Genomic DNA, 15679 nt, shown 5'->3' with positions numbered 1-15679 from the left:
GCGTTTTTCATTCAGGAAGTTTATGTCAACGTCTAACACTACTCTCCCGCGCGTTAGCGTACTGATTCGCAGCATGGACCGTGACCATCTGCACGCGGCGCTCGATGCCCTGAACGCTCAGCGCTACCCGCACCTCGACGTGCTGGTCATCAATGCCAAGGGGGAGCCGCACCGCGCCCTGCCCGAACTCGACGTAGCGTGCCGGCTGGTCGAAAGCGATAAGCCCCTGCCGCGCGCCCAGGCGGCTAACGCGGCGCTGGACGCGGTCGAGACGCCGCTTGCGATATTCCTGGATGACGACGATCTGATCGACCCGCTGCATATTGCTCGGCTGGTCGACGCGCTGAACGCGCATCCCGAGGCGCCCGCCGCCTACGCTGGCGTGCGGTTGGAAAAGACCAACGGCGAGGCAGTGTCCATCATGGACGCGCCCTGGGTGGCCGGCGAGCTACTGGTTCACAACACGCTACCGATCCACGCGGTGCTGTTTCGTACCGACGTCGTCCAACAGAACGCTTGCCGCTTCGATACCGCGTTCGAGCAGCTCGAGGATTGGGATTTCTGGCTCACGCTGGCTCAACATGGCGCCTTTATCCACGTACCGGGGCCGAGCGCGACCTACCGGCTCGGGCTTGGCGATTCCGGGCTTTCGCAGCAACGAGATATCGACGCCTTTCAGGCGGCGCGCAGCGCGGTATGGCAAAAGTGGCTGCCTAACGTCGACGAGACGCTACTACAAAATGGGCTGGCCGCACTGGTCGACCGGCTGGAGCAGCTGGAGTGGGACACCCGTCAGCTGCACGCAAGCGAGGCGGCGCTTCATCAGCGCGACCACGAGCGCGAGGGCAAGCTTTTGGAGCTTCGTGAGCATTACGAGAAGCTTCAGAGCCTTCACAGCGAGCTTCACCAGGCTCACGGCGGGGTTTGGGAAAAGCTCGACACGCTGGCCCAAACACATGAACGCGAGCAGCATCAGCTTCGCCAGCAACTCCAAACGCTGGAAAATGCGAACGCCGACGCCCAGCACCGCGCTTATCTGTTGGGCGAGGAACTTCACGCGCTGCGCCACTCGCGCTCGATGCGCCTGACCGCGCCGCTTCGCTGGCTGACCGAACAACTCAGAGCGCTAAAAAACGGCTCGTTCAAGGAGCGTTTCGCCTCACCGGACGACGACCTGCCGATCGCCCTTGCCAAACAGAAAAAGCCCGTGGGCGAGGTGGATGTCATCGTGCCGGTCTACAAGGGCCTGGATGAAACCCGCGACTGCCTGGAGAGCGTGTGGGCCTCTACCTCGCAGCACGCCTACCGGCTGGTGGTGATCAACGACGCAAGTCCGGAGCCGGCGCTAACCGAGTGGCTTCGCGAGGCGGCGAAGACCCGCCCGATGCTGCTGCTGGAAAACGAGGAGAACCTGGGGTTCGTGGGCACGGTGAACCGCGGCATGGCCCACTCGCAAAGCGCGGACGTGGTACTGCTCAATAGCGACGCCGAGGTGGTCAACGATTGGCTGGACCGTTTAGTGGCCGCCGCCTACCGCCCCACCACGCGTCCGGTGGCGAGCGTGACACCGTTTTCCAACAACGCAACCATCTGCAGCTACCCGCGCTTTTGCGAGGACAACCACCTGCCGGAAGGCTTCACGCTTTCCGAGCTCGACCGGCTGGTGGAAGAAACCAACCGGGGCCAGGCGGTAGAGATTCCCACCGGTATTGGCTTTTGCATGTACATTCGCCGCGAAGCGCTCGATGACGTCGGCCTTTTCGATGTCGAGAACTTCGGCAAGGGCTACGGCGAAGAGAACGACTTCTGCATGCGCACGCTAAAAGCCGGCTGGTGCCACCTGCACGCCCTCGACGTATTCGCCTGGCACAAGGGCAGCGTGAGCTTTGGCGAAAGCCAACCGGAGCGCGTGACCAAGGCGCTGCAGGTGCTGCACGAGCTGCACCCGGACTACGAATCTCGCGTACACACGTTCATCGGGGTGGACCCGGCCCGCCAGGCGCGGCTGAACATCGACGTGGCTCGGCTTCGAAAAAGCGCCAAACCGCGCGTTTTGATGGTCAATCATCAGCGTGGCGGCGGCACCGAGCGCCACTGCCAGGAGCTGGCGGCCACGCTGAAAGGCGAAGTGGAGTGGTTGATGCTGCGGCCAAGCCCGGTGGGTGGGGCGCGGCTGACCATGCTCGATGAGGCCGAATCCATGGCGCTGGATTACGTGCTGCCGGACGCCTTTGACGAACTGGTCGACATGCTCAAGGCGCTGGGCGTGACTCACGTGCATTTTCATCACGTGCTGGGCTTCGATAAGCGCATTCTCGACCTCGCCGGCGCCCTGGGCGCCACCCAGGACGTGACGCTTCACGACTACTACGCCGTGTGCCCGCAAATTTCATTGACGCCGATCGATCATCGCTACTGCGGTGAGAAAGGCGTCGAGCAGTGCCGACAGTGCCTTTCCGAGCAGCCGGCGCCGGACGGCAGCACCATTACCCAGTGGCGCGAGCGCCACGCGGCCTGGCTGCTCAAAAGCGACCGGGTAATTTCGCCAAGCCAGGACGCCGCCGAGCGCTTCAAGGGCTACATTCCCGAACTCGAGGTTCAGGTAGCGGTTCACCCGGACCAGGAAGGCGTTCGCTACCCGGCGCCTGCCTGGCAGGCGCCCGTGGAGGGCGAGCCGCTTCGCGTGGCGGTGATCGGCGCGCTTTCGATCATCAAGGGCGCGGACGTGCTCGAAAGCGTGGCCGCGCTTGCCAGCAAAAAAGGGCTGAACATCGAGTTCAAGCTGTTTGGATTCGCCTACCGCTCGCTCAAGCCGCTACCCAACCTGAGCGTCACCGGTGCCTACCGCGACGACGAGCTGGCCGCCCTTGTCAGCGCGTGGCAGCCTCATGTTGCCTGGTTCCCGCCGATCTGGCCGGAAACCTACAGCTATACGCTGAGCACCTGTTTACAGCTGGGCCTGCCGGTGGTGGCAAGCAACCTGGGCGCCCTGCCGGAACGCCTTCAGGCGCGGCCCTGTTCCTGGCTGCTGGCTTGGGACAGCACCGCCGAACAGTGGTGTGAATGGTTCGAAGGGCTGCCTGCACGGGCGGCCAACACTATCGAAACCGCGGCCCTTGGCGATTGGGACAACGGTCAGGCGGATTTCTACGCCAACCACTACGTGACGCCCATTGCCCCGGCGCGGCCCGAGGCCGAGCTTGCCCTACTGCCCTCGCACTGGCAGGTACACGCGGCACAAAAAGACACCACCACCATGCGCGTGCGCAAGGCGATGGTGTCGACACTTTACTGGCTGCGCGCAAGGCCGCTGCTGCGCGGGCTGTCGCGGCACGTGCCGGCGGGCTGGCAGCGCAAGGTGAAAAGCCGCTTGCTGCGGGAGTCGTAGCGGGCATGGTGCTGCAGACGCTACGTTTTGGAGTGTGCGTGCCGACGCTCAACGCGGGGCCAAGCTGGCTTGAATGGCTGAATCGGGCCGAGCCGGCGCTGGCCGGGGCGCACCGCCGGCTGGTAATCGATTCAAGCTCCAGTGACGCCACCGCTTGCCTGGCTGCCGAGCGCGGCTGGGAAGTGGAGACCATCGCGCGGGATAGCTTCGATCACGGCGGCACCCGCCAGCGTGCGCTCGAGCTACTGGCCGACTGCGACGTGGTGGTGTTTCTGACCCAGGACGCGCTGGTGGCCGATGAAAACGCGCTGACAGCGCTGAATGAGGCTTTCAAGGCGCCCCACGTGGGCGCGGTTTTTGGTCGCCAGCTGCCGCACGACGACGCCACGCCCATCGCCGCCCACGCAAGGCTTTTTAACTACCCGGAAGAATCGAGAGTGGTGAGCGAAGCCGACATTCCAACGCTTGGCCTCAAAACGGCGTTTTTATCCAACTCGTTTGCCGCTTACCGGCGCGAGGCGCTTTTGGCGGCGGGCGGGTTTCCCACCGGCACCATCCTGAGCGAGGACATGATTGCCGGTGCGCGGCTTTTACAAAACGGCTGGCAGCTCGCCTACTGCGCCAAGGCGTGCGTTCACCATTCGCACAACTACTCGCTGGGCCAGGAGTTCAAGCGCTACTTCGATATCGGCGTTCTGCACCACCGCGAGGGCTGGCTGTTGGCGTGGCTGGGCAAGGCGGAAGGCGAAGGCGGGCGTTTCGTGCGCTCGGAAATCCGCTATTTACTGCGTCACGCTCCCTGGCGCCTGCCCGAGGCCGGGCTCAGAACCTGCCTCAAGTACCTGGGATACCGGCTGGGCAAGGCGGAAAACCGCCTTCCCGTGAGCCTGAAGCGCCGCCTTTCCATGCACCGCCGGTTTTGGGGCTAGGTTTGGGGCCAATGCGCTACCCTGGCGTTCACTGCTTGCCTCGGGCATCGTTTATCATCTGACTTTCCAGCATCGCCGTCAGGGTTTGCTCGATCGGGGTTCGCTCGAGTCCCGGTACCCAGGCGTTCAAACGCTGGGTACACGCCTTGAGCTTGGGAATCTCGTTGGCGCGCACGAACGCCGGATTGACGCGAATCTCGATGGCGTGACCTGCCAGCCGCTCGAGCGTTTGAATCAGCGCTTTCAGCGATACCGCTTGGCCGCTGCCCACGTTGACCACGCTGGCGCTCCTGGCGTCTTGCGGCCAGTGCGCCAAAAGCCGCGCGTAAATCGCCACGACGTCGCGCACATCCGAGAAGTCGCGGCTGACGTGAGTGTTGCCAAGCTCGATGATCGCCTCGCGGCGCTGAAAGTGAGCGACGATTTTCGGGACCAGAAAGTGCCCCGCCTGGCCGGGGCCGGTGTAGTTGAACGGCCGCGCGATCAACAAGGGGAGCTTTTGGGCGTAGGTAAGCGCAACGTGCTCCATGGCGAGCTTGGAGTGGGCGTAGTGGTTGACCGGCAAGGGGGCCACGTTTTCATCGATAACCGCCTGGCCGTTGGCACCGTAGACGTTGGCGCTGCTGGCGAGCAGCACCCTGGGCGGCGCGGCCAGCCCGCTCAGCGCGGCCAGCAGGTTCTCGGTGCCCAGCACGTTGACGCGATAGAAATCGAGCGGTGTCGGGTGGCCCACAAACGACAGCGCCGCCAAGTGAAACACCTGGTCCGGTGCGCTTTGCTGCACGAGACGGGAAAGGTTCGCGGCATCGCTTAGATCAATGTGATGCGTTTCATCGGCGCCGCAGGGCGTACTTGCCAGGGCCACCACACGGTGGCCCTGGCGCTTCAAATGGGCGACGAGGTAGCGGCCAGTAAAGCCGCTGGCGCCGGTGACCAGGCTCGTGGTCATGGTGGCTCCCTTACCAAAAGGTGATGGGCGACTCAGACGCTGACGCCTTGTTGCACGCGCAGCAGATCCGCCTCGACCATCCTTTTGCACAGCGTCTCCAGCGGGACCACGGGCTTCCAGCCAAGCTCGCGGTGGGCCTTGGCCGGGTCGCCGATCAGAAGCTCGACCTCAGCGGGACGATAAAACTCGGGGTTGATCACCACCCGCGTTTCGCCCGTCGCCGCGTCCTGGGCGATCTCGTTTTCGCCCTCGCCTTCCCAGCGAAGCTCGATGTTCGCTGCCTTGAAGGCGAGCGTCACGAAATCGCGCACGGTTTCGGTGCGGTGGGTGGCCAGCACGAACGTGTCCGGCTCATCGGCCTGCAGCATACGCCACATGCCCTCGACGTACTCGCGGGCAAAGCCCCAGTCGCGCTTGGCGTCCAGGTTGCCCAGCGCCAAGTGGGGTTGCAGGCCAAGCTTGATACGCGCCACACCGTCGGTGATCTTGCGCGTGACGAACTCGCGCCCTCGCAGCGGCGATTCATGGTTGAACAGAATGCCGCAGGCGGCAAACAGGCCATAGGATTCGCGGTAGTTGATCGTCATCCAGTGGGCATAGAGCTTGGCCACGCCGTAGGGGCTTCGGGGGTAGAACGGCGTCGATTCGGTTTGCGGCACCTCCTGCACCTTACCAAACATCTCGGAGGTGGAGGCCTGGTAAAAGCGAATGGCGGGGTCGACGATGCGAATGGCCTCCAGCAGATTGACCACGCCAAGCCCGGTGATTTCGGCGGTGGTGATGGGCTGGTCGAACGACACCCCGACGAAGCTCTGGGCCGCGAGGTTGTAGACTTCCTGCGGCCGGCAGCGCTGCAGCAGGCGAATGCTGGCGGACAGGTCGGTCAGGTCGAACTCGACCAGGTGCAGGTTGGGATGCCCCTGGAGTCCGAGTTCTTCGATACGCCAGAAATTCACCGAGCTGGTGCGCCGAAACGTGCCGTACACTGTGTAGCCCTTCTCCAGCAAAAGCTCGGCCAGATAAGCGCCGTCCTGCCCCGTTATCCCCGTGACGATCGCGGTCAACGCGCCGCTCTTTTTATGCTCGCCCATCATTTTATGCTCGCCTCACTCAAACCGTTGCGCCCGCTGCTGGCGCTTAAAGGTAACAGAGTGTAATCACCGCGTGTTACAGTTTTTGGTCAACGAGCGCGGCGTTCATCAGCGCTTGATAACGCCGGGCAAGCGTGGCCCAACGGCGCTGTTCGAGCCAGTCGGTGCGCGCCTGGCGGTAAACCGCCCGCTCCTGCTCGTTTGCGCTGAGCACGTGAACAACCGCCGAGGCGATCGCCTCGGGCTCGAAGCCGTCAGATTGCCACACCACGCCCGCCACTTCGTCGAAAATGGGCGCTGGGGTGGTCAAAATCACCGGGCACGCCGCCACGGCGGTGCGCACCGCAGCGCTGCTCGACTCCTGGGTGTACTGGTACGGCAGCACCACAAGGCTACATTCGGCCAAGCGGCGCTGCACCTCGTCCAGAGGCATGAAATCGGTGTACCACTCGAGGTAGCGCTCGACACCGAGCCTTTTGGCGGTGCGCTGGCAGCGCGCAAGCTCTTCCTGGGAGGCGGGCTCGTTGCGTACTGAGGTTACCAGGCGTAGCCTGGCGCCTTCGGGCAGCGCCTGGCGTTTTATCAGCGCGGCGAAGGCCTCGATCAACGTGTTGACGCCCTTATGAGGCAGCAAAAAGCCGAAACAGCCGATGATCGGCGCGCCGTTGGAGGGGGTGGCTTCAACGGTGGCCTCACAACTCTGGGCCACGCCCTGAGGCATGCGGGTCACGTTGTCGGTCAGGCCGATGCGCTTCAAGTGATTAAGATCGTCCAGGGTGTGGACGAACACGCGGTCGAACTCGGCCAGCGTGGCAGCCGCCGCGCGGCGGCGGGCGGTGTCGAAATCGATCAACGGGCGCGTGGTGTGAAGGGTGATGTAAACCCGTTTGCCCTGCTCGCGACAGCGCACCACTTCCCCCGCCAGGGCGGTGTCGAGCTCGAAAAAGGCAAAGTGGTGCTGCAGCCAGACGACGTTGCCCGAGGCCCCAGAAAGCGCGGGACTTGCGCCCTTTTGCCAGCTCTTTTCGACAACGCGAACGGGATAAGCGGTGCCATCCAGCGGCGCGGTCGGGGCGTGCACGGTGAGCGCGATGGCGTCGTCGTGCGAAAGCGCCTCGAGCAGGTGGTCGCTGTACTGAGCGATGCCGCAGGCTTCGCGCCAGGTGGAAAACAGGCTGACGGAAAGCGCAGGGGCTGCGGTGTTCGTCAGCGCCTTGAGCCGGGCCAGCGCTGCCAAAATCGACGCCACCGCGCCGGGGGCGAAAAAGCGCGCGCGAATGGCCTCGTTCAGCGCCACTGGGGCCGCGTAGGCATGTTCACCGCCCAAACGAAGTGCCTGCACCTGGCGCGTGATTTCGGCCACGGTGCTGTCGGCGCCGGGTTCGACCCACAGTGCCTGGTCGTTTTGAAAGTGCGACTGGGCGTGATCGAAGCAGTAGTCGATGAAGCCGGTAGTGTCGGCGCTCAGGAAGTCGGTGTGCGCGCCAAAGCCGGTGACGACCAGCCCGCGGGAGAACTCGCCGGCCTCGATCGCGGGCATGTTAAGGCCCTCGCCGCGGGTGGGCAGCACCACGATATCGGCCTTTTGATACAGCGCGGCCATCTGCTCGGCGCTGTAGTCTTCCATGATGAGCGTGAGCCGCGGGCGATGGGCGCTGCTCACATGCGTTTCGATCAGCGCCTCAACCTGGTTGTGCGGGTTGGGAAAGCTCTTGAGCGTGAGGGTAAGCGCCGAGTCTTCGCCCGCCAGACGCTCGAAGGCCTGCAGCAATACGTCTACACCCTTGCGCGGAAAGGCCGAGGAGACGTGCAGCAGGTGTACCGGGCGCCCCTGGCTTGCCCGCTCCAGATCCAGCGCCTCGCTCTCGGCGGCCAACGGGTTTTCCACCAGCGGCAGAGTAACGACGTGAATGGGCAACCTACAGCCGCTATCCATCAGCACTTTCTTGACGAACCAGGCGGTTACGATCACGCCGTGATAGTGGCGGTTGAGCGTGTCGATCATGTCCGCCGGCACTGCGGACTCCTCCCAGAAAAACAGCGCCACGGCCGTTCCAAAGGCAGGGTCGGGTGTTATGAGCGGGTAGCGGTGATAAAGCGCTATGCGCTCATTGGGGGCTAACGCCTGCCAGGGGTTGGGGTCGAGCAGGCCGTTGAGCCGGGCGACTTCCGCCTCGCCACCAGGCGTTGAGTTGACGCGCTTTTCCGGCGAGGCCTCGTGGGGGGCAAGCCACAGCGCCGGGGGGTTGTCGCTCTGGGCGAGCCGTGTGAGCAGGTGGCGGTTGACCGCGGCCAGGCTGTAGCTTCCGTTGACGTGCCCTTCCAGGCGCAGGCCGCGAAGGGCCGATACGCTGGCGGTGGTATCGCGCAGTGTCAGCGCCTCAACGCGCACCCGAGCGCGCACGGGCGTGTCCAGATCGACGAAATCCTCCGGGCGAAACTGCCCCTTACGACTAAAAAGCTCGCTGCTCCCGGCCATCTGCTTAAGCACGCGCATTTTCAACGCCGGAAAGCGGTTGAGAACGGCCAGCGCCGGCCGCTTGAGCCAGGGCACTTGCGCGGTTTTGCGTATCAGTCGGCCCTGAGCGCCAGCGAGTTGACGCCGGGTGTGCATGACGCCGCGCAGCGGCTTTGTCAGCCGCCAGGAGCGGCTTCGATAAACGCCCTCCAGCTCCTCACCGAGCTGTTCGACCCGCGCCTGGTAACGCTGGCGCCTGTCGGTTTCATCCGCCAGCGCCTCGGCCTGAGCCTCGATTTTGGCCGCTAGCGTGTCGAGACTGCCCTGCTGCGTTTGGGCTTGGGTTTCCAAGTACTCGAACCAGGGCGCGCTTTCGTCATCGGTGTGTTTATGGGCGATCAGCGCGTAGTCCGGGTAGGCGGAAACGACCCAGTCCAGATAGTCGCGCACCGGGGCGCTATCCTTTGGCGGCGTGGGGCCGTTGAGTCGCCAAATGCGGGCATTGGCAAAGCCCGTATCGGTGGCGAGAAAGTGCAGAAGCGGCGGTGGCAGTGGGCGCTGGTGGGTCGGGTCGAGATGAAAGCTCCAAAGCCCCACGGTGAGGTTTTCCGGGTTGGGCGTTTCCAGTATCAACACGCCACCGGGCAGTAGCACCCGGTGCGCCTGCTGCACCAGCGCCACCAGATCGTCGAACGGCAGATGCTCGGCGATGTGAAAGCCGGTTACCGCCGAGAGGCTGTCGTCCTCCAGGGCCTGAAGCCCGGTCAGGGCGTCACGTGTATCGACTCTCAGCCCGCGCGCGTTGCACTCGCCGGCCATGCTTTCGTTGGTATCGATCCCGCTGGCGGGCCAGCCGTTGTCGCGCATCAGCTCGAGCCACTCACCCCGCCCGGCGCCCAGGTCGACCACCGGCGCGGTGGGATAGCGCGCCAGAACCGGCGCCAGCACGGGCAGGTAAACCTCCAGCCGGGCCTTGATGACGCTTTCATCGCCGCGAAAGTGGTGGGTAAAACGGGTATAGAAATCCATTACGCTGACTCGTTGGAGGCTGGATAGGGCGCGCCGTGACGCTGACACTGGATCACCGGCATGACCCAGCTGCTGCCGAGGAAAAAGTCCTTTTCGGCGTTGATCATTTGAAACACCAGCGCGTGGTCGACCCACTGGTAGTTGTGGCTCAAATGGGTGTCGCCACTGTGAAGTGACAGCGACACCGAGTAGCTGCCGGGGCCAAGGTTGGCGTCAAAACGCAGCCGGTAGATCAAGCGCTCGCCCGCTGCCACGTCTCGCTCGACCTGGTGGGTGTGCCAGGTGTTGGTGCCGAACACGTCCTGGCCCACCCGGTCCTTGAGCTTGTACCCCAGCACAAGCTCGGCAAGCGGTGCGTGAATGCTGACCGCTACCTGCAGCTCGACCGGCTGGCCGACATCGGCCACGTCGATGGCCGCTCCGTTTTCACCGTGCAGGCTGACGCGTTCGATGCGGGCTTCGCCGCTGCCAGAGCGGGTCTGGATCTGGCCGGTCTCGAGCGGTTTGATCTCGACGTTATCGTTTTCTTTTTGCGCGATCAGCGCGTTGTAGTAATCCATGACGTCCTGGGGCGGGCCGTCCTGGAGCACCCGCCCCTTTTCCAGCAGGATGGCACGGTCGCAAAGGCTCTGAATCGCGGCCTTGTCGTGGGAGACGATCAGAAGCGACGTGCCCAACCGCTGGAACTCGCGAATGCGGTCGAAACTTTTGTGCTGAAAGTAGGCGTCGCCGACCGAAAGCGCTTCATCGACGATCAAAATGTCGGGGCGAAAGGCGGTGGCCACCGAAAAGGCGACGCGCATCTGCATACCGCTGGAGTAAACGCGCATGGGCTTGTCGAAATAGTCGCCGATTTCGGCAAAGGCTTCGATGTCGTCCATTGCCGCGCTGATATCGGCTCGGCCAAAGCCCATCAGCCCCGCCGAGTGCAGCACGTTCTGGCGCCCGGTCAGCTCGCCGTTGAAGCCCATACCAAGCTCCAGAATCGCCGCGATGCGCCCGCGGGTGCGCACATAGCCTTCACTGGGGACGAGCGTGCCGGTGATCATCTTGAGCAGCGTGCTTTTGCCCGCGCCGTTTTGCCCGACGATCCCCACCGCTTCGCCGGCGGCGATGTCGAAGCCGATATCGCGCAGCACCCAGGTTTCGGCAACGGGCGCGACCGGGCTAAACCAGCTCACGATGCGCCACAGCTCGTTGGGAAACCGGCGGTACACCTTGCCAAGCTCGCGTACTTCCAAAAGCGCGCTCATAGGGCGTCCACCATTTCCGGGCTCGCCCGCTCAAACAGCAGCGCGCTAAAGAGCACAAGGCCCAAGCCCAGCGCCGTCAAAGTCGCCAGGGCCACAAGCGAGGGTGCCTGCCCGTAGGCGAGCACGTCGTGGTAGGCGCCTACCAGGTGATACAAGGGGTTGAAGGCGATCAGCGTTTGCAGCGCCTGGGGGACGATCTCGGCGGGATAAACCACCGGCGTGAACCAGAACAGAAACTGCAGCACGATGGGCATGAGCTGGCCGATATCGCGAAGAAACACGTTGAGTATGCCCAGCGTCATGCCAAGCCCCAGGCCCAGAAGCACCGTGATACCGGTGAGCACCATCACCCAGGCCAGGGTGGCAGCGTTGAAATGGCCAAGCGCCGCGAACACCACCAGCGTGACCAGAAACAGCGCCAGGTTATTGATCAAACACGAACCGGTCACGATCAGCGGCAGCGCCACCTTGGGAAAGACCAGTTTTTTCATCAGATTGGCGTTGTCGATGAAAATCCCCAGACAGCGAGTGAGCAGTTCACTGAAAAGACTCCACCCCAGCATGCCCGCGGTGAGGTAAATGGCGTAGGCGTACTGGCTTTCGATACCGGGCAGTTTCGCCGACAGCACCTTTGATAGCACCAGCGCGTAGATGAGCACCATGGCCAGCGGGTGGATAATCATCCAGGCACCGCCGATGCGGCTTCGGGCAAAGCGCGCCACCAACTCATGGCGAATCGAGGTGGCGATGAACTGGCGATAACGCCAGGCTCCCTTGAGGGATGCAAGCATGGTTTTCCCTTTTTTCCCGTGCTGGTCAGGCGGCATCTGCGCGCAATGTTAAGCCAAGTGCTGTGGTCACACCACCGCCGGCCTAATCACACCGCGCTGTCATATTCGCCGCACATCGCTATGGTATGCTCACGCTCGCGCTGTGCTCTAGCGCTTTGGCCGGTCAACGTTTTGGCGCTCGCGCATGGTTTTTAGCACACCTTCGTTTCTACTGCTGTATCTGCCCACCGTTTGGCTGATCTATCTGCTACTGGCGCGCTGTGCGCTGCCGAGGCTGCTGCTGGCCTGGCTCGGCGCGGCATCGCTTCTCTTCTACGCGGTGTGGGACATCCGCTTGCTGGCGCTTTTGCTTGCAAGCATTGGCGTCAACTACTGGCTGACCGGGCGGGTCAGGCAGCGCGGGTGGCTCTGGGTGGGGGTCGCTTTTAATCTTGGCCTGCTTGGCGGGTTCAAGTACTCGGTGTTTCTGTTGTCGGTGCTGCATTTAGCCCCCCACCCGCTGAGCCCACTGGTGCTTCCCCTGGGCATTTCGTTTTTCACCTTTCAGCAGATCGCGTATCTGGTGGACGTTCGCCGGGGCCACGCCCGGCGAGAAACCGGTTCGCTGTACGAAGCCTCGCTGTACGGGGTATTCGTGAGCTTTTTTCCGCAGCTGATCGCCGGGCCAATCGTTCACTATCGTGCCCTGGCACCGCAGCTTTCACGCCTTGGCCGCCCTTCGTCTGCCCAGGTGCGCTTGGGCCTGGTGCTGTTGGCTTTCGGGCTTTGCAAAAAGCTGCTGCTGGCCGACAACCTGGCACCGCTGGTCGAGCGGCTTTTTTCGCTGCCCGCGCACGCCATCGTGGCCGGCGATACGCTGGTGGCGGGCTGGGCCTTTGGGCTACAGCTCTATTTCGATTTTTCCGGCTATGCGGACATGGCGCTGGGGCTTGCGCTCTTGTTTGGCGTTCGGCTGCCGCAAAACTTCGCCTCGCCCTACCGCGCGGCGGACATTCAGGCATTCTGGCGGCGCTGGCACATCACGCTTTCGCGCTTTTTGCGCGACTATCTTTATATTCCCCTGGGCGGCAGCCGCCGCGGCCTGCCCCGCCACATCGTGGCGCTGATGGTGACAATGCTGCTGGGCGGGCTTTGGCACGGTGCCGGCTGGCAGTTTTTACTCTGGGGCGGGCTACACGGGCTGATGCTGACCGCGCTATTGATGTGGCAGCGCGTTGCCTGCGTGCGACTGCCGCGCCCCTTGAGTTGGCTCTTGACGCTTTCGCTGGTCATGCTGGCTTGGGTGCCCTTTCGAGCCGAGAGCCTTTCGCATACCGTCGCGCTCTACGCAGGCCTTGGACAGTGGCAGTGGGGGGCGCTTGGCGATCTTTATCGCGATCTGACCCAGGGCGTTATGGCGCTGGGCACCAGCAGTGCGCTTTTGCTGCTCGGCTCGTTCATCGCCTTTTTCACGCCGCGAAGCGCGGTGTGGGCAAGGTGGCTGGCCAAGCCCAAACGCGCCTGGTGGCAAGGCGCGGTAGCCGGCGCTTTTTTCATGGCCGCGGCGAAGGCGATGGTCGATCTGCCAGGCCAGGCCTTTTTGTATTTCAACTTTTGAATGCTGATCACACGACGTTTAGCGATACGCACACAACCAACCACAAAGCGCTTTTGGGCCGGGCTTTTGGCGGGTGCTTTGGGCGCACTGTGCCTCTGGCTTTTGTTGTGGGCGGGCCAGCTGGGGCGCGCTCACCCCAATAACGCGTGGATCGAAGGCGCGCTGAGTTACAAACTGGCTAGGGCCGAGGCACTGCCCTCACCCAAAATCCTGATCGTGGCCGGATCGTCGGCGATGTTCGGTATCGACAGCGGCGCTCTGGAAACCGCCTTCGGGCGCCCCGCCGTCAACCTGGGCGTCAACGCAGGGCTGTCACTACCGGTGATATTGGCAAGCGCCGAGCCGGTCATCGAGGCAGGTGACCTTGTGCTTTTACCGCTCGAGTATTCGCTTTATAACCGCAACGAGGCCGTCTCGGCGTCGCTGGTGCACTGGGCGAACAGCCACCCCGAGGCCCTTTGGGCGCTACCGCTAAAGCGCGCGCTCGGGGTCATTGCGCAGACCTCGCTGCGCCACCTTCTGGAAGGCTACCGAGGCGTGCCCGAAGGCTTTACGGTCAACGGCGACTACGGTGCGCATCATCTGGACCTGCGCGGCGACCAGACCGGCACCGCCCGCGCACAACGCGAGCCGCGCCACTGGCGTTTTTTAAATTCGCTGAACGCCGAAACCTACGGTGAAACGGCGCGCCGCGGCCGCTTCGATGGCCAGACGCTGCGCGCCTTTCGCGACAACGTACTGGCCAGAGGCGCCTGCCCGATATTCCTGCCGGCGCCTTTACTGTACAAGCCGTACTACGCCGACTCCCCTATCGAGGCGAACTTCTATGCCAATCTTCCGGCTCAGATACGCCGTGCAGGGCTCAAGTGGGTAGGCAAGCCGGAAGCCGCGATGTACGGGACGGACGACTTTTTCGATACCAACTATCACCTGGTCGATGAAGCGCGCACGCGGCACACGCAGCGCTTGATCGAGTGGCTTGACGACCAGCCCTTCGAACAGTGTCGGCACTATTACCAAACTGCCGTGCCGCCAGGCGCCGGCGACGTTGGGAAGCCTCTGGGGGAGTAATCGGCGCTAGCGGTTCAGGTGCTGCTCCACCAGCGAGAGAATCGCGCGGCGAAAGTTGGCTGTAGCGAAGCGCTCGGCGCTTTGCCGGCACGCGGTGGGTGAGAAAGCGTCCGGCTCGGATCGGCGGCGCTGTTCGAACTGACGAACCCGCTCGATCAAACCGGCGCTGGTTTGCTCGGCGACCCACAGCCCGGTGATACCATCGAGCGTGGTTTCGGAAAGCCCTCCTACCCCGTAGCCAATGACCGGCGCGCCGGCGGCCTGGGCTTCCACGGGCAGAATGCCGAAATCCTCCTCGGCCATGAACAAAAACGCGCGGGCCCGCTCCAGATAATCCACCAGTACGTCGTCCGGCTGGTAGCCCAGCACGCTCACGTTGGGCCCGGCCATGGCGCTCAGTCGGGCGCGATCCGGCCCGTCACCGATGACGACCAGGCGTTTATCGGGCATACGGTTGAACGCATCGATGATCAGGTCGATACGCTTGTACGGCACCATGCGCGAGGCGGTGAAATAAAACTCGTCGCGGGGCCGGTCGTGGCGAAACCGCTCGACCTGTACCGGCGGATAGATCACTTCGGCATCGCGGCGATAGCAGCGGGCGATACGCCGCTTGATATAGTGCGAGATCGCAACGAAGTGATCGACTCGCTGCGCGCTGATGAAATCCCATTGCCGAAGCCGGTGAAGCTGCCAGCGCATTAGCCAGCTCGCCACGCCCCGCGCCTTACCAGTTTGTCGAAGATACTGGTGCTGCATATCCCAGGCGTAGCGCATCGGGCTGTAGCAGTAGCAGATATGTACGGCGCCCGGGTCGCAGAGCACCCCCTTGGCCACGGCGTGGCTGCTCGAAAGAATCAGGTCGAAGCCTTTTAAATCGAACTGTTCGATGGCCAGCGGCATCAGCGGCAGATAGCGCCGATAGTGCTTTCGCGCAAAGGGCAGGCGCTGAATGAGGCTGGTATGGATGACCCGCCCTTTGAGCGCGGGCAGCTCATCAGAGGCCAGGAAATTGACGGTGGTAAAAATTTCCGCTTGGGGAAAACAGCTTGCAAGCTCGGCCAGCGCTTTCTCGGCGCCGGCCCAAGTGGTCAGCCAGTCATGAACGATCGCGACCTTCATG

At 63.3% G+C, this 15679-nt stretch carries 10 protein-coding genes; 4 read left to right on the top strand and 6 right to left on the bottom strand.

Features of this window, described 5'->3' with window-relative positions; all coding sequences use genetic code 11:
- The first annotated feature begins 22 nt into the window (after positions 1–22).
- Both RN347_RS05920 and RN347_RS05915 read left to right on the top strand, forming a co-directional pair.
- A complete protein-coding gene (locus RN347_RS05920; protein WP_311960515.1) occupies positions 23–3388 on the top strand; it encodes a glycosyltransferase in 3366 nt (1121 codons plus the stop codon).
- A 5-nt stretch (positions 3389–3393) separates the two neighbouring features.
- Positions 3394–4317, top strand: a complete 924-nt coding sequence (locus RN347_RS05915) for a glycosyltransferase (protein WP_311960514.1) — start codon at positions 3394–3396, stop codon at positions 4315–4317.
- 28 nt (positions 4318–4345) lie between these two features.
- On the opposite strand, the gene RN347_RS05910 is transcribed toward RN347_RS05915, so the two are convergent.
- From RN347_RS05910 to RN347_RS05890, 5 genes are all read right to left on the bottom strand, one after another.
- Positions 4346–5266 (bottom strand): NAD-dependent epimerase/dehydratase family protein, encoded by a 921-nt coding sequence (locus RN347_RS05910; RefSeq protein ID WP_311960513.1) that lies wholly within the window; start codon positions 5264–5266, stop codon positions 4346–4348.
- A 32-nt stretch (positions 5267–5298) separates the two neighbouring features.
- On the bottom strand, positions 5299–6360 hold the full coding sequence (gene gmd / locus RN347_RS05905) for a GDP-mannose 4,6-dehydratase (RefSeq protein WP_311960512.1): 1062 nt from the start codon (positions 6358–6360) through the stop codon (positions 5299–5301).
- 73 nt (positions 6361–6433) lie between these two features.
- Complete coding sequence (locus RN347_RS05900; protein ID WP_311960511.1) at positions 6434–9844, bottom strand: glycosyltransferase; 3411 nt, start codon at positions 9842–9844, stop codon at positions 6434–6436.
- Entirely contained in the window at positions 9844–11097 is a 1254-nt protein-coding gene (locus tag RN347_RS05895) for an ABC transporter ATP-binding protein (RefSeq protein WP_311960510.1), read from the bottom strand. Before RN347_RS05895 ends, RN347_RS05900 begins: the two co-directional genes overlap by 1 nt.
- The gene (locus tag RN347_RS05890) at positions 11094–11888 is read right to left on the bottom strand and encodes an ABC transporter permease (RefSeq protein WP_311960509.1); all 795 of its coding nucleotides are present in this window, start codon (positions 11886–11888) and stop codon (positions 11094–11096) included. The genes RN347_RS05895 and RN347_RS05890 overlap by 4 nt, the downstream gene beginning before the upstream one ends.
- Positions 11889–12072: 184 nt before the next feature.
- On the opposite strand from RN347_RS05890, the gene RN347_RS05885 reads away from it, so the two are divergent.
- Positions 12073–13485: an MBOAT family protein gene (locus RN347_RS05885; protein ID WP_311960508.1), complete on the top strand. Its 1413-nt coding sequence runs from the start codon at positions 12073–12075 to the stop codon at positions 13483–13485.
- A 78-nt stretch (positions 13486–13563) separates the two neighbouring features.
- Positions 13564–14556: a hypothetical protein gene (locus tag RN347_RS05880; protein ID WP_311960507.1), complete on the top strand. Its 993-nt coding sequence runs from the start codon at positions 13564–13566 to the stop codon at positions 14554–14556.
- A 6-nt stretch (positions 14557–14562) separates the two neighbouring features.
- Here RN347_RS05880 and RN347_RS05875 read toward each other — a convergent pair whose 3' ends face one another.
- Positions 14563–15678 (bottom strand): glycosyltransferase family 4 protein, encoded by a 1116-nt coding sequence (locus tag RN347_RS05875; RefSeq protein ID WP_311960506.1) that lies wholly within the window; start codon positions 15676–15678, stop codon positions 14563–14565.
- Position 15679: the final 1 nt, after the last annotated feature.

The sequence above is a fragment of the Halomonas sp. PAMB 3264 genome, assembly GCF_031954245.1.
Lineage (GTDB): Bacteria > Pseudomonadota > Gammaproteobacteria > Pseudomonadales > Halomonadaceae > Vreelandella.
The sequence above is the reverse complement of the archived record's forward strand: the minus strand, read 5'-3'. Positions and strand labels throughout refer to the sequence as shown.